We start from the raw sequence: 14,393 nt of genomic DNA on the forward strand, positions 1-14,393 counted from the left end.
GCGGCTATGTTCCGGGCTACCGTGTAATGCGGGAAAAGCCCGGCGTGCTGCATTACAAATCCAATGGCCCTGCGCAGGGTATCGGGATTTGCGTCCTTTATATTTTTCCCATTGATGCGGATGGTGCCACTGTCAGGCTCAATGAGCCGGTTTACCATTTTAAGGGTTGTGGTTTTTCCACAGCCACTGGTGCCCAACAATACGGTTATTTCTTTTTCGCGGGCATATAGCGACACATTATCTACCGCTTTATGTCCGTTAAAACTCTTGGAAACCCCATCTAGTACAACCATGCATTATAATTTTACCAATCGGATACCCGTAAACTGCCACTGGTGGCACGGATGGAAAAAGTTACGGTAGGTCGTACGGCTGTGGCCCTGTGGCGTAGCCACAGACGCACCGCGTAATACCATTTGGTTTACCATAAATTTGCCGTTGTATTCGCCTATGGCGCCCGTTTCTTTTTTGAACCCGGGATAGGGAAGGTAGGCACTGTTTGTCCATTCCCATCGCTGTCCCCAGTCGAATAGCCCGCAGGCTACTTCCCATTCGGCTTCGGTTGGCAGGCGCATCCCTTTCCAGGCGGCAAAAGCTGCCGCTTCATAAAAACTGATATGGCAAAGGGGTTGCAGGGGATCAATTTCCTGAAGCCCGTTAAAGGTATAGTGCATCCATTTGCCGTCGATCTGATGCCAGTACAACGGCGCTTTTGCCCCGGTTTGCTGCACCCAGTCCCATCCTTCGGAATGCCAATGTCTAAAATCAGTATAGCCGCCCTCTTCTATAAAGCCAAGGTATTCAGCATTACTTACGAGTGCCTGAGCTATTTTAAAGGTATCGAGGTACACTTTATGCCGCCCCAATTCATTATCAAAACAAAAGCCGTCGCCCTGGTATCCTATTTCATATACGCCTGCTTCGATGCTAATGTAATGTGAACTCTCTTTGGATGATGCCTCAAAAATGGTATGATGGCTGTAGGCGGGGAAAAGCGGGTTGTGCCCGAGTATGTATTTGATGTCGCTGTACAGTAGTTCCTGGTGCTGTTGTTCATGGTTTAGCCCCAGTTCCAGCAACGCCGCAAGCCCATCGTCTAGGGCAGTGTTTTGTAAATATGCTTCCATCTCCTTATCCACATACGCCCTGTAGCGGTAAATGTCGGCAACGGAAGGGCGGCTCAGGTTGCCACGGTCGGTACGTACAACGCGCGCTCCCACGCTCTCGTAATAGCTGTTAAAGACAAAATTATATTGTGGGTTGAACTCTTTGTAGCCTTTGAAGTGGGGCAGGAGTATGAAGGTTTCAAAAAACCAGGTGGTATGCCCTAAATGCCATTTGGGTGGGCTGACATCGGCTACGGGCTGCACCACATAGTCCTCTGTTTCGAGGGGTTTACAAATTTCTTCGGAGTGGCGGCGAATCTTTTGGTACAGCTGTAAAAGCCTTACGGAAGTAGCGGGCGCTATAATATTATGTTCCATGCTGTATATGTTATTTAGCAGTCCATATTGAATCGGTAAACCAATTTTTAGCATCATGAACAGCCCCGGTTAAAGCAAATCCCGATTTTTCTGCCAATGATTCTATATCCGCTTCCGAAAACTTCTGTGATACTTCCATATAAATAACTTCATCTTTTTCAAAACTAATTATCTCATTACAAATGCGTAAATCCTGCTGTTCCAGGCTTATAAGATAGCTACGGCAGGCGCCGCTCAACGGGTCATAGTTTTGGTAATGTTCAAAACAATCAACATTAAAGTTAGCTCCAAGTTCCCGGTTTATGCGGGTAAGAAGATTGAGGTTAAAAGCAGCGGTAATACCCTGTTTGTCACTATAGGCATCCAGGATGGTTTGTGGGTTTTTTTTCAGGTCAAAACCAATTAGCACGATATCACCGGGATTCAGATGCTCCCTTAATCCTTTACAAAATGACAGTGCTTCGTCTTTTTCCATGTTTCCGATATTCCCCCCAAGGAACATCACAACTTTTCTGCGCTTTGATATCCTTGTCGCTTTTTGGAGCATGTCGAAATATTCACCTTCAAGGGGTATGATATCCAGAGCCGGAATATCTGATGCCAACCTCTTATACAGTACAGAAAGGATGTTTCCCGATATGTCAATAGGCATATAGGTAACCTTCGCATCATTTGCAACGAGGTGTTGGAGCAGGTAAGATGATTTTGTGGCATCGCCTGCGCCGAGTTCGATCAGGTCAAATGGTATATCCTGTTTGAGAAATGCTGCCAGTGACGCTGTTTGATTTTTAAATATATCTAATTCACAACGGGTGAGATAGTACTCGGGCATTGCCATTATCTGTTGGAACAGGACGTCTCCCTGGGCATCATAAAAATATTTGGATTGCAATGTTTTTTGTGGGGCCTGCAACCCTTCAAGTACATCGGTAAGAAATTGTCCGGCGGTATTTTCATTTTTTATAGCGTCCGGACAAAGTATGTTTTCGTTTTGTAGCATTTTAATAGCGTCTAATTTAATATGGCTGTTTGCCTCTGCAAGTTTATTTTGCTGCCATGGTAGACAGCAGCATATCCTCTTTATTAAATTTACGCTTTATATAAGGTTTGATAACACCTTTTTCGATATCATTAACAGTTTCAGGGAATGTATAACCCACACTCGCCACTTTTAGGCACTCAGCTACTGGTTTTTACGGCTGTCAGGTAATATCTATGTATAAAATAATATTGTAATTTCCCTGTTGGTACCCACAGGCAACAACCTGGAAGATGGGCATCCTTACTGTTTTGTTTTTACTCTTAGTACGACCGGTCTCTTCTTATGTTAGCCTTTGGCGTTGCGCCATTGAAAAGAGGCAAAAATTTGTTATAAGCTTTTTCGGCATCCGGGGCATGGGGTCCCTGTTTTACCTCAGTTTTGCAATAGCACAACAGGCTTCGAATACCAGGATGAACTTTGGGCCGTAGTAGCCCTTATCATTACATTATCTATAGTGGTGTACGGTCTTACGGCAAGCCTGGCGATGAAAAGCCTTGGAGGCGAAACCAATGGACGGCAATGATTCCAACATATCGGCTTGTCTTTATTTCGTATAATGTAAGAATGTAGTGAAATGGGGGGCAATTTAAAGCCTTAAAGCATTTCGCCAACCCTCTCAATAGATTTACCAACCAACTTTTTTGACATATCCTCCGGGAAGCGGTCCCAATTTTTCCGGACATACGAACAAAGTTCATTTTTGGACCTGTAATTCTGAGGTGCTTTTTGAATCAGCCATTCTATCCGCTCCACATTATGCAGGCTCATCAGCCCATGCTCTTTAAAGAACCAATTTATAAATGTAAGGACATCATGTCCATTTGATACATTTGTATTGCCATCGTTTCCCGGAATTCCTGTTGGGCTCCAATTATAATTATATTTAAGGGATTCTTTTTTTATCATAATCCAAAAAGCTAATTAAATTATTCAGTCGCAAATTAGCCTATTTCTAAACTGTAATGACGTATTTATATTTTAATTAACAAAGACCACATGTCAGATATACTTTAAACGGCGCTTTGGAAAAAGTCATTCTTCAGCGGGGCACCCCGTCACTTTTGACAAGAGTTAAAAGGTAATTGATTTGAAAATCATCAGCAGACCGGCTGCGTTGCGTGGGTATGCCCTGCCATTAAAGAAATGAATGTATTTTTATTTAATTTTTAAAATGTTTTTTTAAGGTTTGTGGACAGCTATTGTAAGGGTCTTTTTTCCGCGTATAGCATTGAACACCATTATATTCAAAAGCACCAGTACATACCCGTAGGCAAAGTCTTCCAATGGTATGGTGAGTATTCGGTATCCGGTAATTACAGACGGGGTATAGTTTACCACAGGGCTGTCGAGACCGGTACCGGTCAATACCCCGTTTACTGTAATAAATCCCGGCATCAGCAGCAGGTAAGCCAGGGTCAGCTGCCCCAGGCCGTTGTACTTCACTATCCTGTTCATTATAATTAATGTAAGAAACAGCACTATTGCTGTAAATGCGGTATATAATTCGTTGCTATACTTCAAAAGTGAGAGGATTGCCAGAAGGCATCCCGCCACTGTTATTCCGTTGTTATATCTTGCCGCCCAACTCCAATTGAAGAATTTGTTGAGGCAATAATGCGTGAACACACATGAGAATGGGATACAGACGAAAAATAAAATTTCCTCAATGGGCAGTCCCGCTATACGCAAGCCCATGATGTACTTATCATCAAACCACCACACGCCTCTCGCCGTAAACCAAATATCCCATATTATGAACGGTACGCCCACAGTGACCGACGCTAACAGGAACGCCCCGAAATACCTGTAGAACCGTATTTTCGGGTGGAAGGAAAAGGAAAAGCAGATCATAATTGTAAGTATGTTGACAATCAGGTACGTGTACTGGGCCATTACTTTTGTTTTTTGAAGTACATTTTAAAATATTTTATAGGTACCCACAGAAAACCAAAACACTCGCCGTGCTGTTTACCGGTATGCTTGTGATGCTGCTTATGGGCCCTACGAATGGCTAAAAGATATGGGTTTTTAGTGTTTCGCAGGAATTGCAAACGCTGGTGTATAAAAATATCGTGTACAAAAAAATACGCCATGCCATAGAGGCTCACACCCGCGCCAACATAAAATACCGGGCTGAACCCGTTACGTACACCAGTGTACATCATCAAAATGGCGGGCGTGGCGAATATCAGGAAGAAATAATCGTTTCTCTCAAGGTTGCCCTTGTTACTGTGGTCGTGATGGTCGCGGTGGAGCGCCCAAAGCAGTCCATGCATCACGTACTTGTGTATCACCCAGGTCAGGCCTTCCATTATAAAAAATGTTACCGCCACTATTATAAAATCAACTATGTCCATATCGGTTATTCGTATATTAATTTATCAGCCATCCGTTGCAGCGCAGGAGAAGTAATCTTTGCCCTGTTAGCGTTTATAAAATCGCGGTCTTCCTTTATGTTGCCGGTATATCCAAGTATCGAAGGTGCATTATTCTGCACCGAGAGCCGTATGCAGCGTACTTCTACATCGAATGGCTCCTTTTGAACAGCAGCCTCTATAGTTTGCCTGCCGTTGTTGAATGACTCAAGCTTTTTCAACGGGTTGAACGCATGCTTTGCCCATATGGTCTGAAATCCACCCAGGTATGCCTGCTCAATGGCATTTTTAGTTTTTTTTTCGAAACGCTCGATCATTTCCCTGCATAACTCCTTATTTTCAACAGCCCTGGCATAATTCAGTCGTACTTCTTCCAGGCCATCGGTGCTATGGTCGGTCGTAAAAGTAAACCACGCTATCAACATGTACACCGCTTTCATACTGCAGCTATTTTGTATTGCACGTAACTGGACATCATTAACGAAAGCTTCCTGCTGTTAGGAATCCGTATCCTGGATTGCAGTATGTGGTCTGCCGGAGTTTTCTCAATTTTAAGGAAGAGTGATATGTAGTAGCGGTAGGCGAGATAGACGCCAAACCGTGAGGTGGGGGGCAACATCCGGATGCCTATCAGTGCCCGCTCAAAATCTTTACGGATATCGCGCTCAATTTCCTTTTTTATAGCGTTATCAAAATTACGGATGTCGACATTTGGAAAGTAAGTCCGTCCCAGTTCGAAGTGGTCGTCGCGCAGGTCTCTCAGGAAATTTACCTTTTGGAAGGCTGCGCCAAGGCTCATCGCATAAGGCTTAAGCCGTTCATAGGATTGCAGGTCGCCGTGAACGAAAACGTGCAGGCACATCAGCCCTACTACTTCAGCAGAGCCGAGTATGTATTCCTTATAAAGCCCTTCATCGTAATGTTGTGGTTCCAGGTCCATCTCCATACTCCTGAGAAATTGGTCTATAAGCGGTCTGCCAATGCTATAGGTGCTGACAGTTTGCTGGAATGCGTTTAGTATAGGGTTGAGCGATATTCCTTCTTCAAGGGCCTCATCGGTCTGTATGCGTAAACGCCGTAATAATTGCACCTTGTCGTACCCATGAAAGCTGTCCACAATTTCGTCGGCGAGACGTACGTACCCGTATATGGCATATATGGCGGGGCGTATGGCGGGGCTGAGCGCCAGGATTCCGAGTGAAAAACTGGTACTGTATTTTTGGGTGGTAAGCTTGCTTACCTGTTGCGATAATTCGTCAAACAGTTTTTTCATGGAATGTTTTTTTTGCTTTTAAAATTTCATTGGATACTATTTTTCCGGACAGGATGGAGGGGGGGACACCGGGTCCCGGAACTGTCAGCTGTCCTGCGTAGAACAGGTTTTTAAGTTTTTTGTTTCGTAATGAAGGCTTTAGCACTGCGGTTTGCCTGAGCGTGTTGGCCAATCCGTATGCGTTCCCACCGAAGGCATTGTAGTCGCTTACAAAGTCGCTGACGCAGTAGCTTTGGCAAAAGTCCATCTTTTCTTTCAGCCCGGGAACGCCAATACGGGATTCAAGCCGCTCCAGCATTATATCCAGGTATTTTTGACGTTGTGTTGTGCTGTCTTCGATACCGGTTGCAAGTGGCATGAGCAAAAACACATTCTCATGTCCGGGTGGCGCTACCCCCTGATCGGTCTTTGATGGGCAACATACATAAAATAACGGCGCTGCGGGCCAGCCGGGGGTTTTGTATATAGCATCGATATGGGCATCCATATCCTTGTCGAAAAACAGGGTATGGTGCCCCAGCCCTGGCAACGTGGTGGTAAAGCCCAGGTAAAAGATAAGGCATGACGGGGCGAAAGTCCGGCTTTCCCAATATTTTGGCGAGTAATTACGATGGCCGGTTTGCAGCAGGCTTTCCGCATGGTGGTAATCGCAGGCCGCAATGACCGCATCGAAGGATAGTTCATGTCCTTTCAAAACAAGCGAACTAACCCTGGAACCTGATGTGTTAATCTTATCGACAGGGCTATTAAAATGAAACTGCACACCCTGTTCCAATGCAATTTTAACCATGGCATCCACCAGTTTGTAGAACCCGCCTATAGGGTAGTGGGTGCCCAAAGCATAACCGCCGTAATTCATGAGGCTGTATAGAGCCGGGATATCTTTTGGTGCAGCACCCAGGAATATCACGGGGAATTCCATAAGGGCGATTAGCCTGGGGTTACTAAAGTATTTGCGTACGTAGCTGCTGTAATTGGTAAGCAGGTCCATGCGCAGTGCGCTCATCGCAATATCCGGTGTGGCAAATTCCAGCCAGGAATGGCAGGGTTTTTCGACGAACTTTCCCATCCCGATTTTGTATTTATACGCTGCGTCTTCCATAAAGCGTATAAATTTCGTACCGGCACCCGGCTCTATTGATTCAAATAGTATTTCCATTTCGTCCATACCTTCAGGCAAAGAAATGCTACTCTCGTCAAAGACCATTTCAAATTGTGGGTCCAGGCTGACGAGCCTGTAGAAATCAGAAGCAGTATGCCCGAAGTCATTAAAAAAGCGTTCAATGATGTCGGGCATCCAATACCAGCTTGGGCCCATATCAAAGGTATAGCCTTCGGGGGTTGTAAACTGTCGTGCCCTTCCGCCGGGGCTGCCGTTTTTTTCAAACACGTGCACTTCATGGCCCTGCCTGGCGCTGTAAGCAGCTGCCGACAAACCGGAAATACCGGAACCGATTATGGCTATCTTCATATTATTTTATCTAAATTTGATTGTCTGCTTTTGTATTTACCTTTTGGATATTCTATTACCTGTAATCTGTCGCTGCATGCTGCTTTTAAACCGGTTTGTGGTAAACGGTATTTTAGCTGCGTGTTTTGTTCGCCGGCCCGCTACACGTTCGCGCCAACGGGTGTAACTGCCCGATTTTAATTCCTTTCGAATCAGTTGCCTTACCTGTGATTCATTCAGTCCAAACTGTAGGCGAATGGCTTCAAAAGGCGTCCGGTCTTCCCATGCCATTTCAATGATCCTGTCGGTTTGCGCTGGTGTGAAGTCTTTGCTCATAATGTATACTCTTGCTAATATATGGGTAAAAATGATAGGTTTTCGCACGTCCGGGCGACTTCCGCTTTATTTATCTCATTATGGAACCCAATCCGCCATTGATCCCGAATACCTGTCCTGACACCCACGACCCGTCCAATAGCAAGTAGCAGGCGAGCTTTGCTATATTTCGGGCATTTCCAATGGATTGCAAGGGGTGCCGCAGTGCCCCCGAAGTAACTTTTGCCTCGGTATTGAGCAGGTGGGCAGCAAGTGGGGTATCAGTCAGTGAAGGGGCTATAGCATTCACCCTTATTTTTGGTGCAAATTCTGCAGCAAGCGCCTTAGTGAGTCCCTCTATTGCACCTTTTGCCATGGCAATGCTCACATGGAATGGGAGCCCGTTCTGGGCGGCCACGCTACTGAATAATACTATTGAGGGTTCGCTTTCCAATAGCGGCTTGTATTTCTTCACAAATCCAAAGGCCGAGCGTGCGTTGAGGTGCCAGTCGCGGTCAAGGTCGGTTTCGGATAGCCGTTCTACAGATTTAAGTGTGATACTGCCCGGGCAGTAGACCAAGCCGTTTATTGCGGTGTTGACTTGCGGCAAGGCCTCTGTGGAAGTAAGGTCGTATGCCAGATGTTTGTAATGCGGTGTACCTTGAAGCGGCCCCGGTGTACGGCTGATACCATAAACAAAGTAGTTTTCCTGCACCAGCAACTTGGCGATCTCAAGGCCGATGCCACTGCTTGCTCCGGCAATTATAAATGTTTTAAGCGGCTGCATATTCGGGATATTTTTTTATTATTGCTTTAAAATACTGTGAAAAGGAGGGATAATCACCGGTTACATCGGGCGCGAGCCAATCCCGGGGTTCAACCATTGCTCCGGGATAGTAAAAAAGAGGGTGTTCCTTTGCCAGGAACCGGGCATCAGGATATTCAAGAACCAGTTCTGTAAAGCCGCCAGCGTAAATTTGGATGCCTGTAATATTTTTTGCAAGTTCCAATGTGAAATTCAAAACGTTGCTGCTAACGGGGTACCGTTGATAATGCGAAGGATCCAGTAATAACACCCTATGGTAATCGCTCTTATCATGCCATATAGGATCTAAGTTATAGTTGTTATAGAGCAATACCGGCTGCTTAGCCTTCAGCACAGGCATGGCGGTTTGAGGCAATACTGTCCTAAATTCGACTTCAGCCTGTTTTGAAAGTGTCTTAACGTGGGTTAATTCCGTGAGTTGTTCGTAGCTTTTGTCCAGGAAGCTGCCTTTCTGATGTGTTCCGGTAAAAAAATTAATGTTTTCCTGATTGGCAATATAGCGTTTTCCGGTAAGCGCACCGCCGACCCATCGCCATGAAAAATAATTGCTGGCCCAATCGCCGTCCAGCAAGTGGTAATACATCCATTGTGCCGGAAGTAACTGACTGAAACCGGCCATGAAACAAATCGAAGCGGTATAGAGACGCAGGTGGTTGTGCATATAGCCCGTTTCGTATAAAGTCCTGATGCCACTATCTATTGCTTCAATACTTGTAGATGCCGTGAGCAGGGCTTCCGGAATGTCTGCATTTTTAATGTAATGTAACGGGTAGAAAGCTGTGTCCGGGTCAAACTGCAGTTTCCTTTGGAAATATTCCCTCCAAAGGAGCTGTTTCAAAAAAGGCATGCATTGGCTTCTGCCATAATTATTTAGAAGCGTTGTATACGCTTCTTTCGATGTAATTACGCCCCGTGAGAGATAGGGCGAGAGTCCGGAGACACTGCCGTATGTAAAATTGCGTGTACCGGCATATCCTTCCGGGTTGAATTCTGACAACCGGTTCCGTATTTGGTGATATGCGGTAGGAAATAACATGAGAAATATAAATTTTATATTGTTTTATGTTTTAACAAAAGTAATTAAACAAAATTTAATTTTTATATCTGTGCCCTTTTTTTAACAGCGTTGGATGATATTTCTTTTATTCAAATTATTTTAATCTGTGTTTTAAAACAATTTTGATGCTCTAAATGTGTATTTTTGTTCTATAATGTTTAATAATCATACGAATAGGGGTGAACAATATAAAAACTACATTTTCAATCAGCGACCTTGAAAACCTGTCAGGGGTTAAAGCGCACACGATACGTGTATGGGAACGTCGGTATGGCATCCTTACACCTGAGCGGGGTGAGACCAACCTGCGTAGTTACACGCTTGATGATTTAAGAAAACTGCTGAATATTGCTGTGCTGACCGAGTATGGCATAAAGATATCGAAGGTTGCCCGGATGGGCGGGGCGGAAATTGAAAAAATGGTGGTGGAGTTACGCAGTACCCGTCAGGATATTGCACACATCCTGCATCAGTATAAGCTTTCCATGATGACATTTGACCAGGCATTATTCGGCGACACAACCGATCATTTGCTGACCAAAATGCCATTTCGCGAAGTGTTTATGGGATACTTTCTCCCTTTTCTCGAAGAGGTAGGCCTGATGTGGCAAACGGCTACCATACAACCGGCGCACGAGCACTTTATAAGCAACCTGATTCGTATGTATGTGGTGCAACAGACGGCATTGGCGGGAAGGAAATTAAAAAGAGGGGCCTCTCCTGACTATGTACTGTTCCTGCCTTTTGGCGAAATACATGAGTTAGGGCTCCTTTATTTGCAATACGAAATCGTAGCCTCGGGTAAGGCCTGTATTTATCTGGGCAGCAATATGCCTTTGGACAGTCTTTACGAAATAAATAAGCTGTTTACGGGGATTACCTACATTACCTACATTACCGTTCTTCCGGAAGAGCGCCCGCTTGGTGAATACATCGTCACACTCGAGCGAAAGTGCCGTCAAAGTGAATCGGCGCTTTGGGTAGTGGGGCGGAGGGTTTCCGAAGTTGACCTGGTTAACAACCCTTACCTTGAACTTTTTACCACCTTGCATGCTGCCGTAGCAAAGTTCGGATAAACATTATATCTCGTGCCACTTTGTTACCCAAATATCCAGCGGGCATATCGCGGTGTGGCTTTGTAGAAAAGGTGCACAACGATCCAGCTTATGGCGAAAACAACAAGGGCTGTAAACGGGATCCTTACTGATACGGGTATGGAAAGCTTTTGCGAAATGGCATAGCCAAGCCCTACTACAAAATAATGACAGAGGTAGATGCCTAATCCGTATTGCGTCGTCCTTGCAAGGTATTTTCTGACGGTTTTGGAACGTATTTTTACGGGCTTGATAAACAGTATTACGGCCAGGGTCATCAGCGCGACCTGTGGTGAGCAATACAGGAAGAAAAGTTCCACATCATTTTCCGTACTCCCCGGGTTTGCAGTCATGTACCGGAAGCCAAGATACGTTATAAGATAACCCGTAGAAAATAGTGCTGCGCACAAAATGTATCTTGTTGCCGTATTTAGTGCTAATGGATATTTCTTTACACAATATCCCAGGAAGAGATAGCCATTAAACCCAGCAAAATAATAAAAGGTGTCGAAACTGTTCCACGCACTCCGACCCAGAATGTCGGGTGCTGTAAAACGGAACGCGTAAGGCAGAAAAAGGGTTGCTGCCCAAAATGCGCCGTATATTTTATATTGAAAACGGTCTGCTTTTTCTATCCAGGCTGTCAGATACGGCATGTAGAGGTACAGCCCTGCAAGCATGAATATATACCATAAGTGCACAGTATACGCATTGAATGAAACAATTATGGCAACCAACCGGGCAATAGTATCTTCTAGGGACTGGGAAGGATGCGGGCCGGCGTAGGCAAATGTCTCACTTACAACAGCAGGGTCCAGGCCCAGCATCCCGGTGAGCAAGGGATAGCAATTGTACAGGATGGACCAGATAAGGAAAGGAATAAGAATCCTGGAAAGCCTTTTTTTGTAAAAAGCTCCCGTATTTTCTTTAATCGGTAACAATAGCGCACCGGTAATCATTACAAAAAGAGGTACACAGGGCCTGAGAAATGCGCCGTACAGACTGCCCCAAAAATTATATTCCGGATTCGCCCGGGCTTCCGGTGAGATATTGAAGGGATCGGCACAATGTATACATATTACCATGAATATTGCAATGAACCGGAGGAGGTCAAGCCAATATTCGCGTTCTTTTTCCTTTGGTCGTGTTGTGTCCATTTGGTCCTGGTTTAAAATGATGTGTTGCGTTTCTTTCTTGTCGGTCGATAGAAGTGGCTCCCGAAGATAAACATTTTTTCAAAATTTTTTTGTTTAAAATTTTAACAAAAAACATTGAACAAAAAATAAATGTATGTATTTTTAGGTTACAAATCTTACAACTTTAATCTATGAACAGTAAAACTTTATTCAGGCCTCTTGCCATCCTGTTGCTTGCAGTAGCACCGATGGTAACTTCTTGCAGCATTGACGACAACAATACCGCTCAGAACGGTAACTCCATTGCTGACCTTGCCGCATCGACCCCAGAACTTTCTACGCTTTCCACAGCATTGAACCGCGCAGGCCTCACCGGTACCCTTGATGGTGAAGGCAGCTTTACGGTATTTGCCCCGACCAACCAGGCGTTCGAGAACTATTTGCAGCAAAATGAATATACATCAATTGAACAGGTTCCTGTAGCTGCCCTAAAAGAGTTGTTGCTTAACCACGTTGTTTCCGGTACCATGGCTTCTTCGTCGCTGCAGACGGGATATGTGAAGACAATGGGAAAGGGAAGTGCATCCTCTACTAATACGTTAAGTATGTTTATAAATACATCCAACGGGGTTGTTTTAAATGGTGGAACTGCCAACGGTGGTGCTACGGTAACAGGGGCTGATGTAATGGCAAGCAATGGCGTTGTACATGTTGTCAACAGTGTAATAGGTTTACCGACAGTTGTAAACCATGCAATTGCTAACCCTGATTTCTCGATACTGGTACAAGCGCTGACACGTGAGGATCAGCCTGATTTTGTAGGGATACTTTCCGGTTCACAGAATGCACCGTTTACGGTTTTCGCACCCACCAATAATGCTTTTTCATCGTTATTACAGGAGCTGGGTCTTTCGGGTTTGGCTGATGTCCCGCAGGCAACCCTGGAAAACACCTTAAAATACCATGTGGTAACCGTGCAAAATGTGCTTGCTGCTTCGCTGACCGATAATATGAGCGTTCCGACGTTTGAGGGAGGAAGTTTTACTGTTAATCTCGAAGGCGGTGCTTCAATTACAGACGCTAACGGCAGGGTTGCTTCAATAGTTGCTACTGACGTGCAGGCTTCCAATGGTGTAGTGCACGCCATTAATAAAGTGATATTACCTGCTATGTAATCAATTTATTTTTTTACCTTTACATAACAATTACATGTCGTAAATATCATGGGGGTATTTATTAAGAAAGCGGGCTTTAGCCCGCTTTCCTTGTTTTGTCCGACGTTCATTTCTTGGTGGTATATGTCAGGTATGCATTGTCTGCGTTGTTTCATCAATCCAGTCGCTTATCCAGCCTGCGACAGCATCCGTCCAGTCTTCCCGATCATTCAGGCAAGGGATGGTGATGAAATTTTTACCTCCGTTCCCTAAAAAGTCGTCTTTAGCACGCATAGCGATTTCCTCAAGTGTCTCGATACAGTCCGATACAAAAGCGGGCGTTACCACAGCCAGATTTTTTATGCCCTCTGCCGGCATCGCCGCAATCCGTTTATCCGTATAGGGCTCAAGCCACTTATCGCGGCCCAGGCGGCTTTGGAAGGTTACGGAATAGCGCTCGGCAGGCAGTTTGAGTATTTCGGCAACAGCCCTTGTTGTTTCATAACATTGGTGCCTGTAGCAGAATTGATGTGCTGTGGATTTCAAGGAACAGCACTCGCTATCGATATGGCAATGGGAGCCCGTCGGGTCCGTTTTCCGTATATGGCGCTCCGGCACGCCGTGGTAGCTGAAAAGGATATGGTCATATTGAAACCCGTTCAGCGCGTCTTTTATTGACTGGGACAATACGCGTGCATATTCCGGCTTATTGTAAAAAGGGGCAAAGTGTTCCATAAGCATGAAAGGAAATTTGCGGCTTCTGATTTCTTCTGTCTTCTCTACAATTGTGCGGGTAGTGGCCATTGCGTATTGGGGGTACAGCGGTACTACCAGTACGTGGTCTACTCCCTTGGCGGCAAGTTCATCAAGTCCTTCTTCCAGGGAAGGCTTTCCGTAGCGCATAGCCAATGCAACGGGGGCGGATAATTTAGCTGTAACAGCTTCCTTTAGCCTCCTGCTCAAAACAATCAGTGGTGAACCCTCTTCCCACCATATTTTTTCATAAGCCTCTGCAGAAGCTTTCGGACGCGAACGGAGTATTATCCCCTTTACAAGAAGCGCCCTTAGGATATAGGGGTAGTCAATTACGTATTTATCTATCAGGAATTCGTCCAGATAGGGTTTTACGTCCTTTGCGGTGGGGCTCTCCGGTGAGCCGAGATTGACCATTAAAATGCCTTTCATGT

The 14,393-nt window shown here is 45.1% G+C and carries 17 protein-coding genes; 3 read left to right on the top strand and 14 right to left on the bottom strand.

Translation table 11 applies throughout. The features are described 5' to 3' along the window. From GR160_RS00005 to egtD, 3 genes are all read right to left on the bottom strand, one after another. On the bottom strand, positions 1-293 hold a 293-nt coding region (locus GR160_RS00005; RefSeq protein ID WP_160747798.1), incomplete at its 3' end, for an ATP-binding cassette domain-containing protein. A 3-nt stretch (positions 294-296) separates the two neighbouring features. Beyond that, complete coding sequence (egtB, locus tag GR160_RS00010) at positions 297-1,484, bottom strand: ergothioneine biosynthesis protein EgtB (RefSeq protein ID WP_160747799.1); 1,188 nt, start codon at positions 1,482-1,484, stop codon at positions 297-299. A 10-nt stretch (positions 1,485-1,494) separates the two neighbouring features. Next, complete coding sequence (gene egtD, locus GR160_RS00015) at positions 1,495-2,484, bottom strand: L-histidine N(alpha)-methyltransferase (protein WP_160747800.1); 990 nt, start codon at positions 2,482-2,484, stop codon at positions 1,495-1,497. A gap of 272 nt (positions 2,485-2,756) precedes the next feature. On the opposite strand from egtD, the gene GR160_RS19530 reads away from it, so the two are divergent. Further along, positions 2,757-2,954, top strand: a complete 198-nt coding sequence (locus GR160_RS19530) for a hypothetical protein (protein WP_160747801.1) — start codon at positions 2,757-2,759, stop codon at positions 2,952-2,954. Positions 2,955-3,120: 166 nt separating this feature from the next. On the opposite strand, the gene GR160_RS00025 is transcribed toward GR160_RS19530, so the two are convergent. The 9 genes from GR160_RS00025 to GR160_RS00065 all read right to left on the bottom strand — a co-directional run bounded on the left by GR160_RS00025 (position 3,121) and on the right by GR160_RS00065 (position 9,762). Then, positions 3,121-3,432 (bottom strand): hypothetical protein, encoded by a 312-nt coding sequence (locus tag GR160_RS00025; RefSeq protein ID WP_160747802.1) that lies wholly within the window; start codon positions 3,430-3,432, stop codon positions 3,121-3,123. A 273-nt stretch (positions 3,433-3,705) separates the two neighbouring features. Further along, positions 3,706-4,419 carry a lycopene cyclase domain-containing protein gene (locus GR160_RS19470; RefSeq protein ID WP_160747803.1) on the bottom strand — a complete coding sequence of 238 codons (714 nt, stop codon included), beginning with the start codon at positions 4,417-4,419 and terminating at the stop codon, positions 3,706-3,708. Then, positions 4,419-4,883: a sterol desaturase family protein gene (locus GR160_RS00035; RefSeq protein ID WP_160747804.1), complete on the bottom strand. Its 465-nt coding sequence runs from the start codon at positions 4,881-4,883 to the stop codon at positions 4,419-4,421. Before GR160_RS00035 ends, GR160_RS19470 begins: the two co-directional genes overlap by 1 nt. Positions 4,884-4,888: 5 nt before the next feature. Further along, the gene (locus tag GR160_RS00040) at positions 4,889-5,341 is read right to left on the bottom strand and encodes a hypothetical protein (protein ID WP_237421142.1); all 453 of its coding nucleotides are present in this window, start codon (positions 5,339-5,341) and stop codon (positions 4,889-4,891) included. Continuing rightward, on the bottom strand, positions 5,338-6,174 hold the full coding sequence (locus tag GR160_RS00045; protein WP_160747805.1) for a phytoene/squalene synthase family protein: 837 nt from the start codon (positions 6,172-6,174) through the stop codon (positions 5,338-5,340). The genes GR160_RS00040 and GR160_RS00045 overlap by 4 nt, the downstream gene beginning before the upstream one ends. Further along, positions 6,158-7,645, bottom strand: a complete 1,488-nt coding sequence (locus tag GR160_RS00050) for an NAD(P)/FAD-dependent oxidoreductase (RefSeq protein ID WP_160747806.1) — start codon at positions 7,643-7,645, stop codon at positions 6,158-6,160. Before GR160_RS00050 ends, GR160_RS00045 begins: the two co-directional genes overlap by 17 nt. 36 nt (positions 7,646-7,681) lie before the next feature. Next, on the bottom strand, positions 7,682-7,960 hold the full coding sequence (locus GR160_RS00055; protein ID WP_160747807.1) for a TIGR03643 family protein: 279 nt from the start codon (positions 7,958-7,960) through the stop codon (positions 7,682-7,684). 70 nt (positions 7,961-8,030) lie between these two features. Further along, the gene (locus tag GR160_RS00060) at positions 8,031-8,726 is read right to left on the bottom strand and encodes an SDR family NAD(P)-dependent oxidoreductase (protein WP_160747808.1); all 696 of its coding nucleotides are present in this window, start codon (positions 8,724-8,726) and stop codon (positions 8,031-8,033) included. After that, entirely contained in the window at positions 8,713-9,762 is a 1,050-nt protein-coding gene (locus GR160_RS00065) for an FAD-binding domain-containing protein (RefSeq protein WP_160747809.1), read from the bottom strand. Before GR160_RS00065 ends, GR160_RS00060 begins: the two co-directional genes overlap by 14 nt. A 239-nt stretch (positions 9,763-10,001) precedes the next feature. Here GR160_RS00065 and GR160_RS00070 point away from each other — a divergent pair, with 239 nt between their 5' ends. Then, positions 10,002-10,898 carry a MerR family transcriptional regulator gene (locus GR160_RS00070; RefSeq protein ID WP_116787883.1) on the top strand — a complete coding sequence of 299 codons (897 nt, stop codon included), beginning with the start codon at positions 10,002-10,004 and terminating at the stop codon, positions 10,896-10,898. A 23-nt stretch (positions 10,899-10,921) separates the two neighbouring features. On the opposite strand, the gene GR160_RS00075 is transcribed toward GR160_RS00070, so the two are convergent. Next, positions 10,922-12,073 carry an acyltransferase gene (locus tag GR160_RS00075; protein WP_160747810.1) on the bottom strand — a complete coding sequence of 384 codons (1,152 nt, stop codon included), beginning with the start codon at positions 12,071-12,073 and terminating at the stop codon, positions 10,922-10,924. Positions 12,074-12,243: 170 nt separating this feature from the next. Here GR160_RS00075 and GR160_RS00080 point away from each other — a divergent pair, with 170 nt between their 5' ends. Continuing rightward, complete coding sequence (locus tag GR160_RS00080) at positions 12,244-13,227, top strand: fasciclin domain-containing protein (protein WP_160747811.1); 984 nt, start codon at positions 12,244-12,246, stop codon at positions 13,225-13,227. Positions 13,228-13,353: 126 nt separating this feature from the next. Here GR160_RS00080 and hemH read toward each other — a convergent pair whose 3' ends face one another. After that, the gene (gene hemH / locus GR160_RS00085) at positions 13,354-14,391 is read right to left on the bottom strand and encodes a ferrochelatase (RefSeq protein ID WP_160747812.1); all 1,038 of its coding nucleotides are present in this window, start codon (positions 14,389-14,391) and stop codon (positions 13,354-13,356) included. Positions 14,392-14,393: the final 2 nt, after the last annotated feature.

The sequence above is a fragment of the Flavobacterium sp. Sd200 genome, assembly GCF_009826935.1.
Lineage (GTDB): Bacteria > Bacteroidota > Bacteroidia > Flavobacteriales > Flavobacteriaceae > Flavobacterium.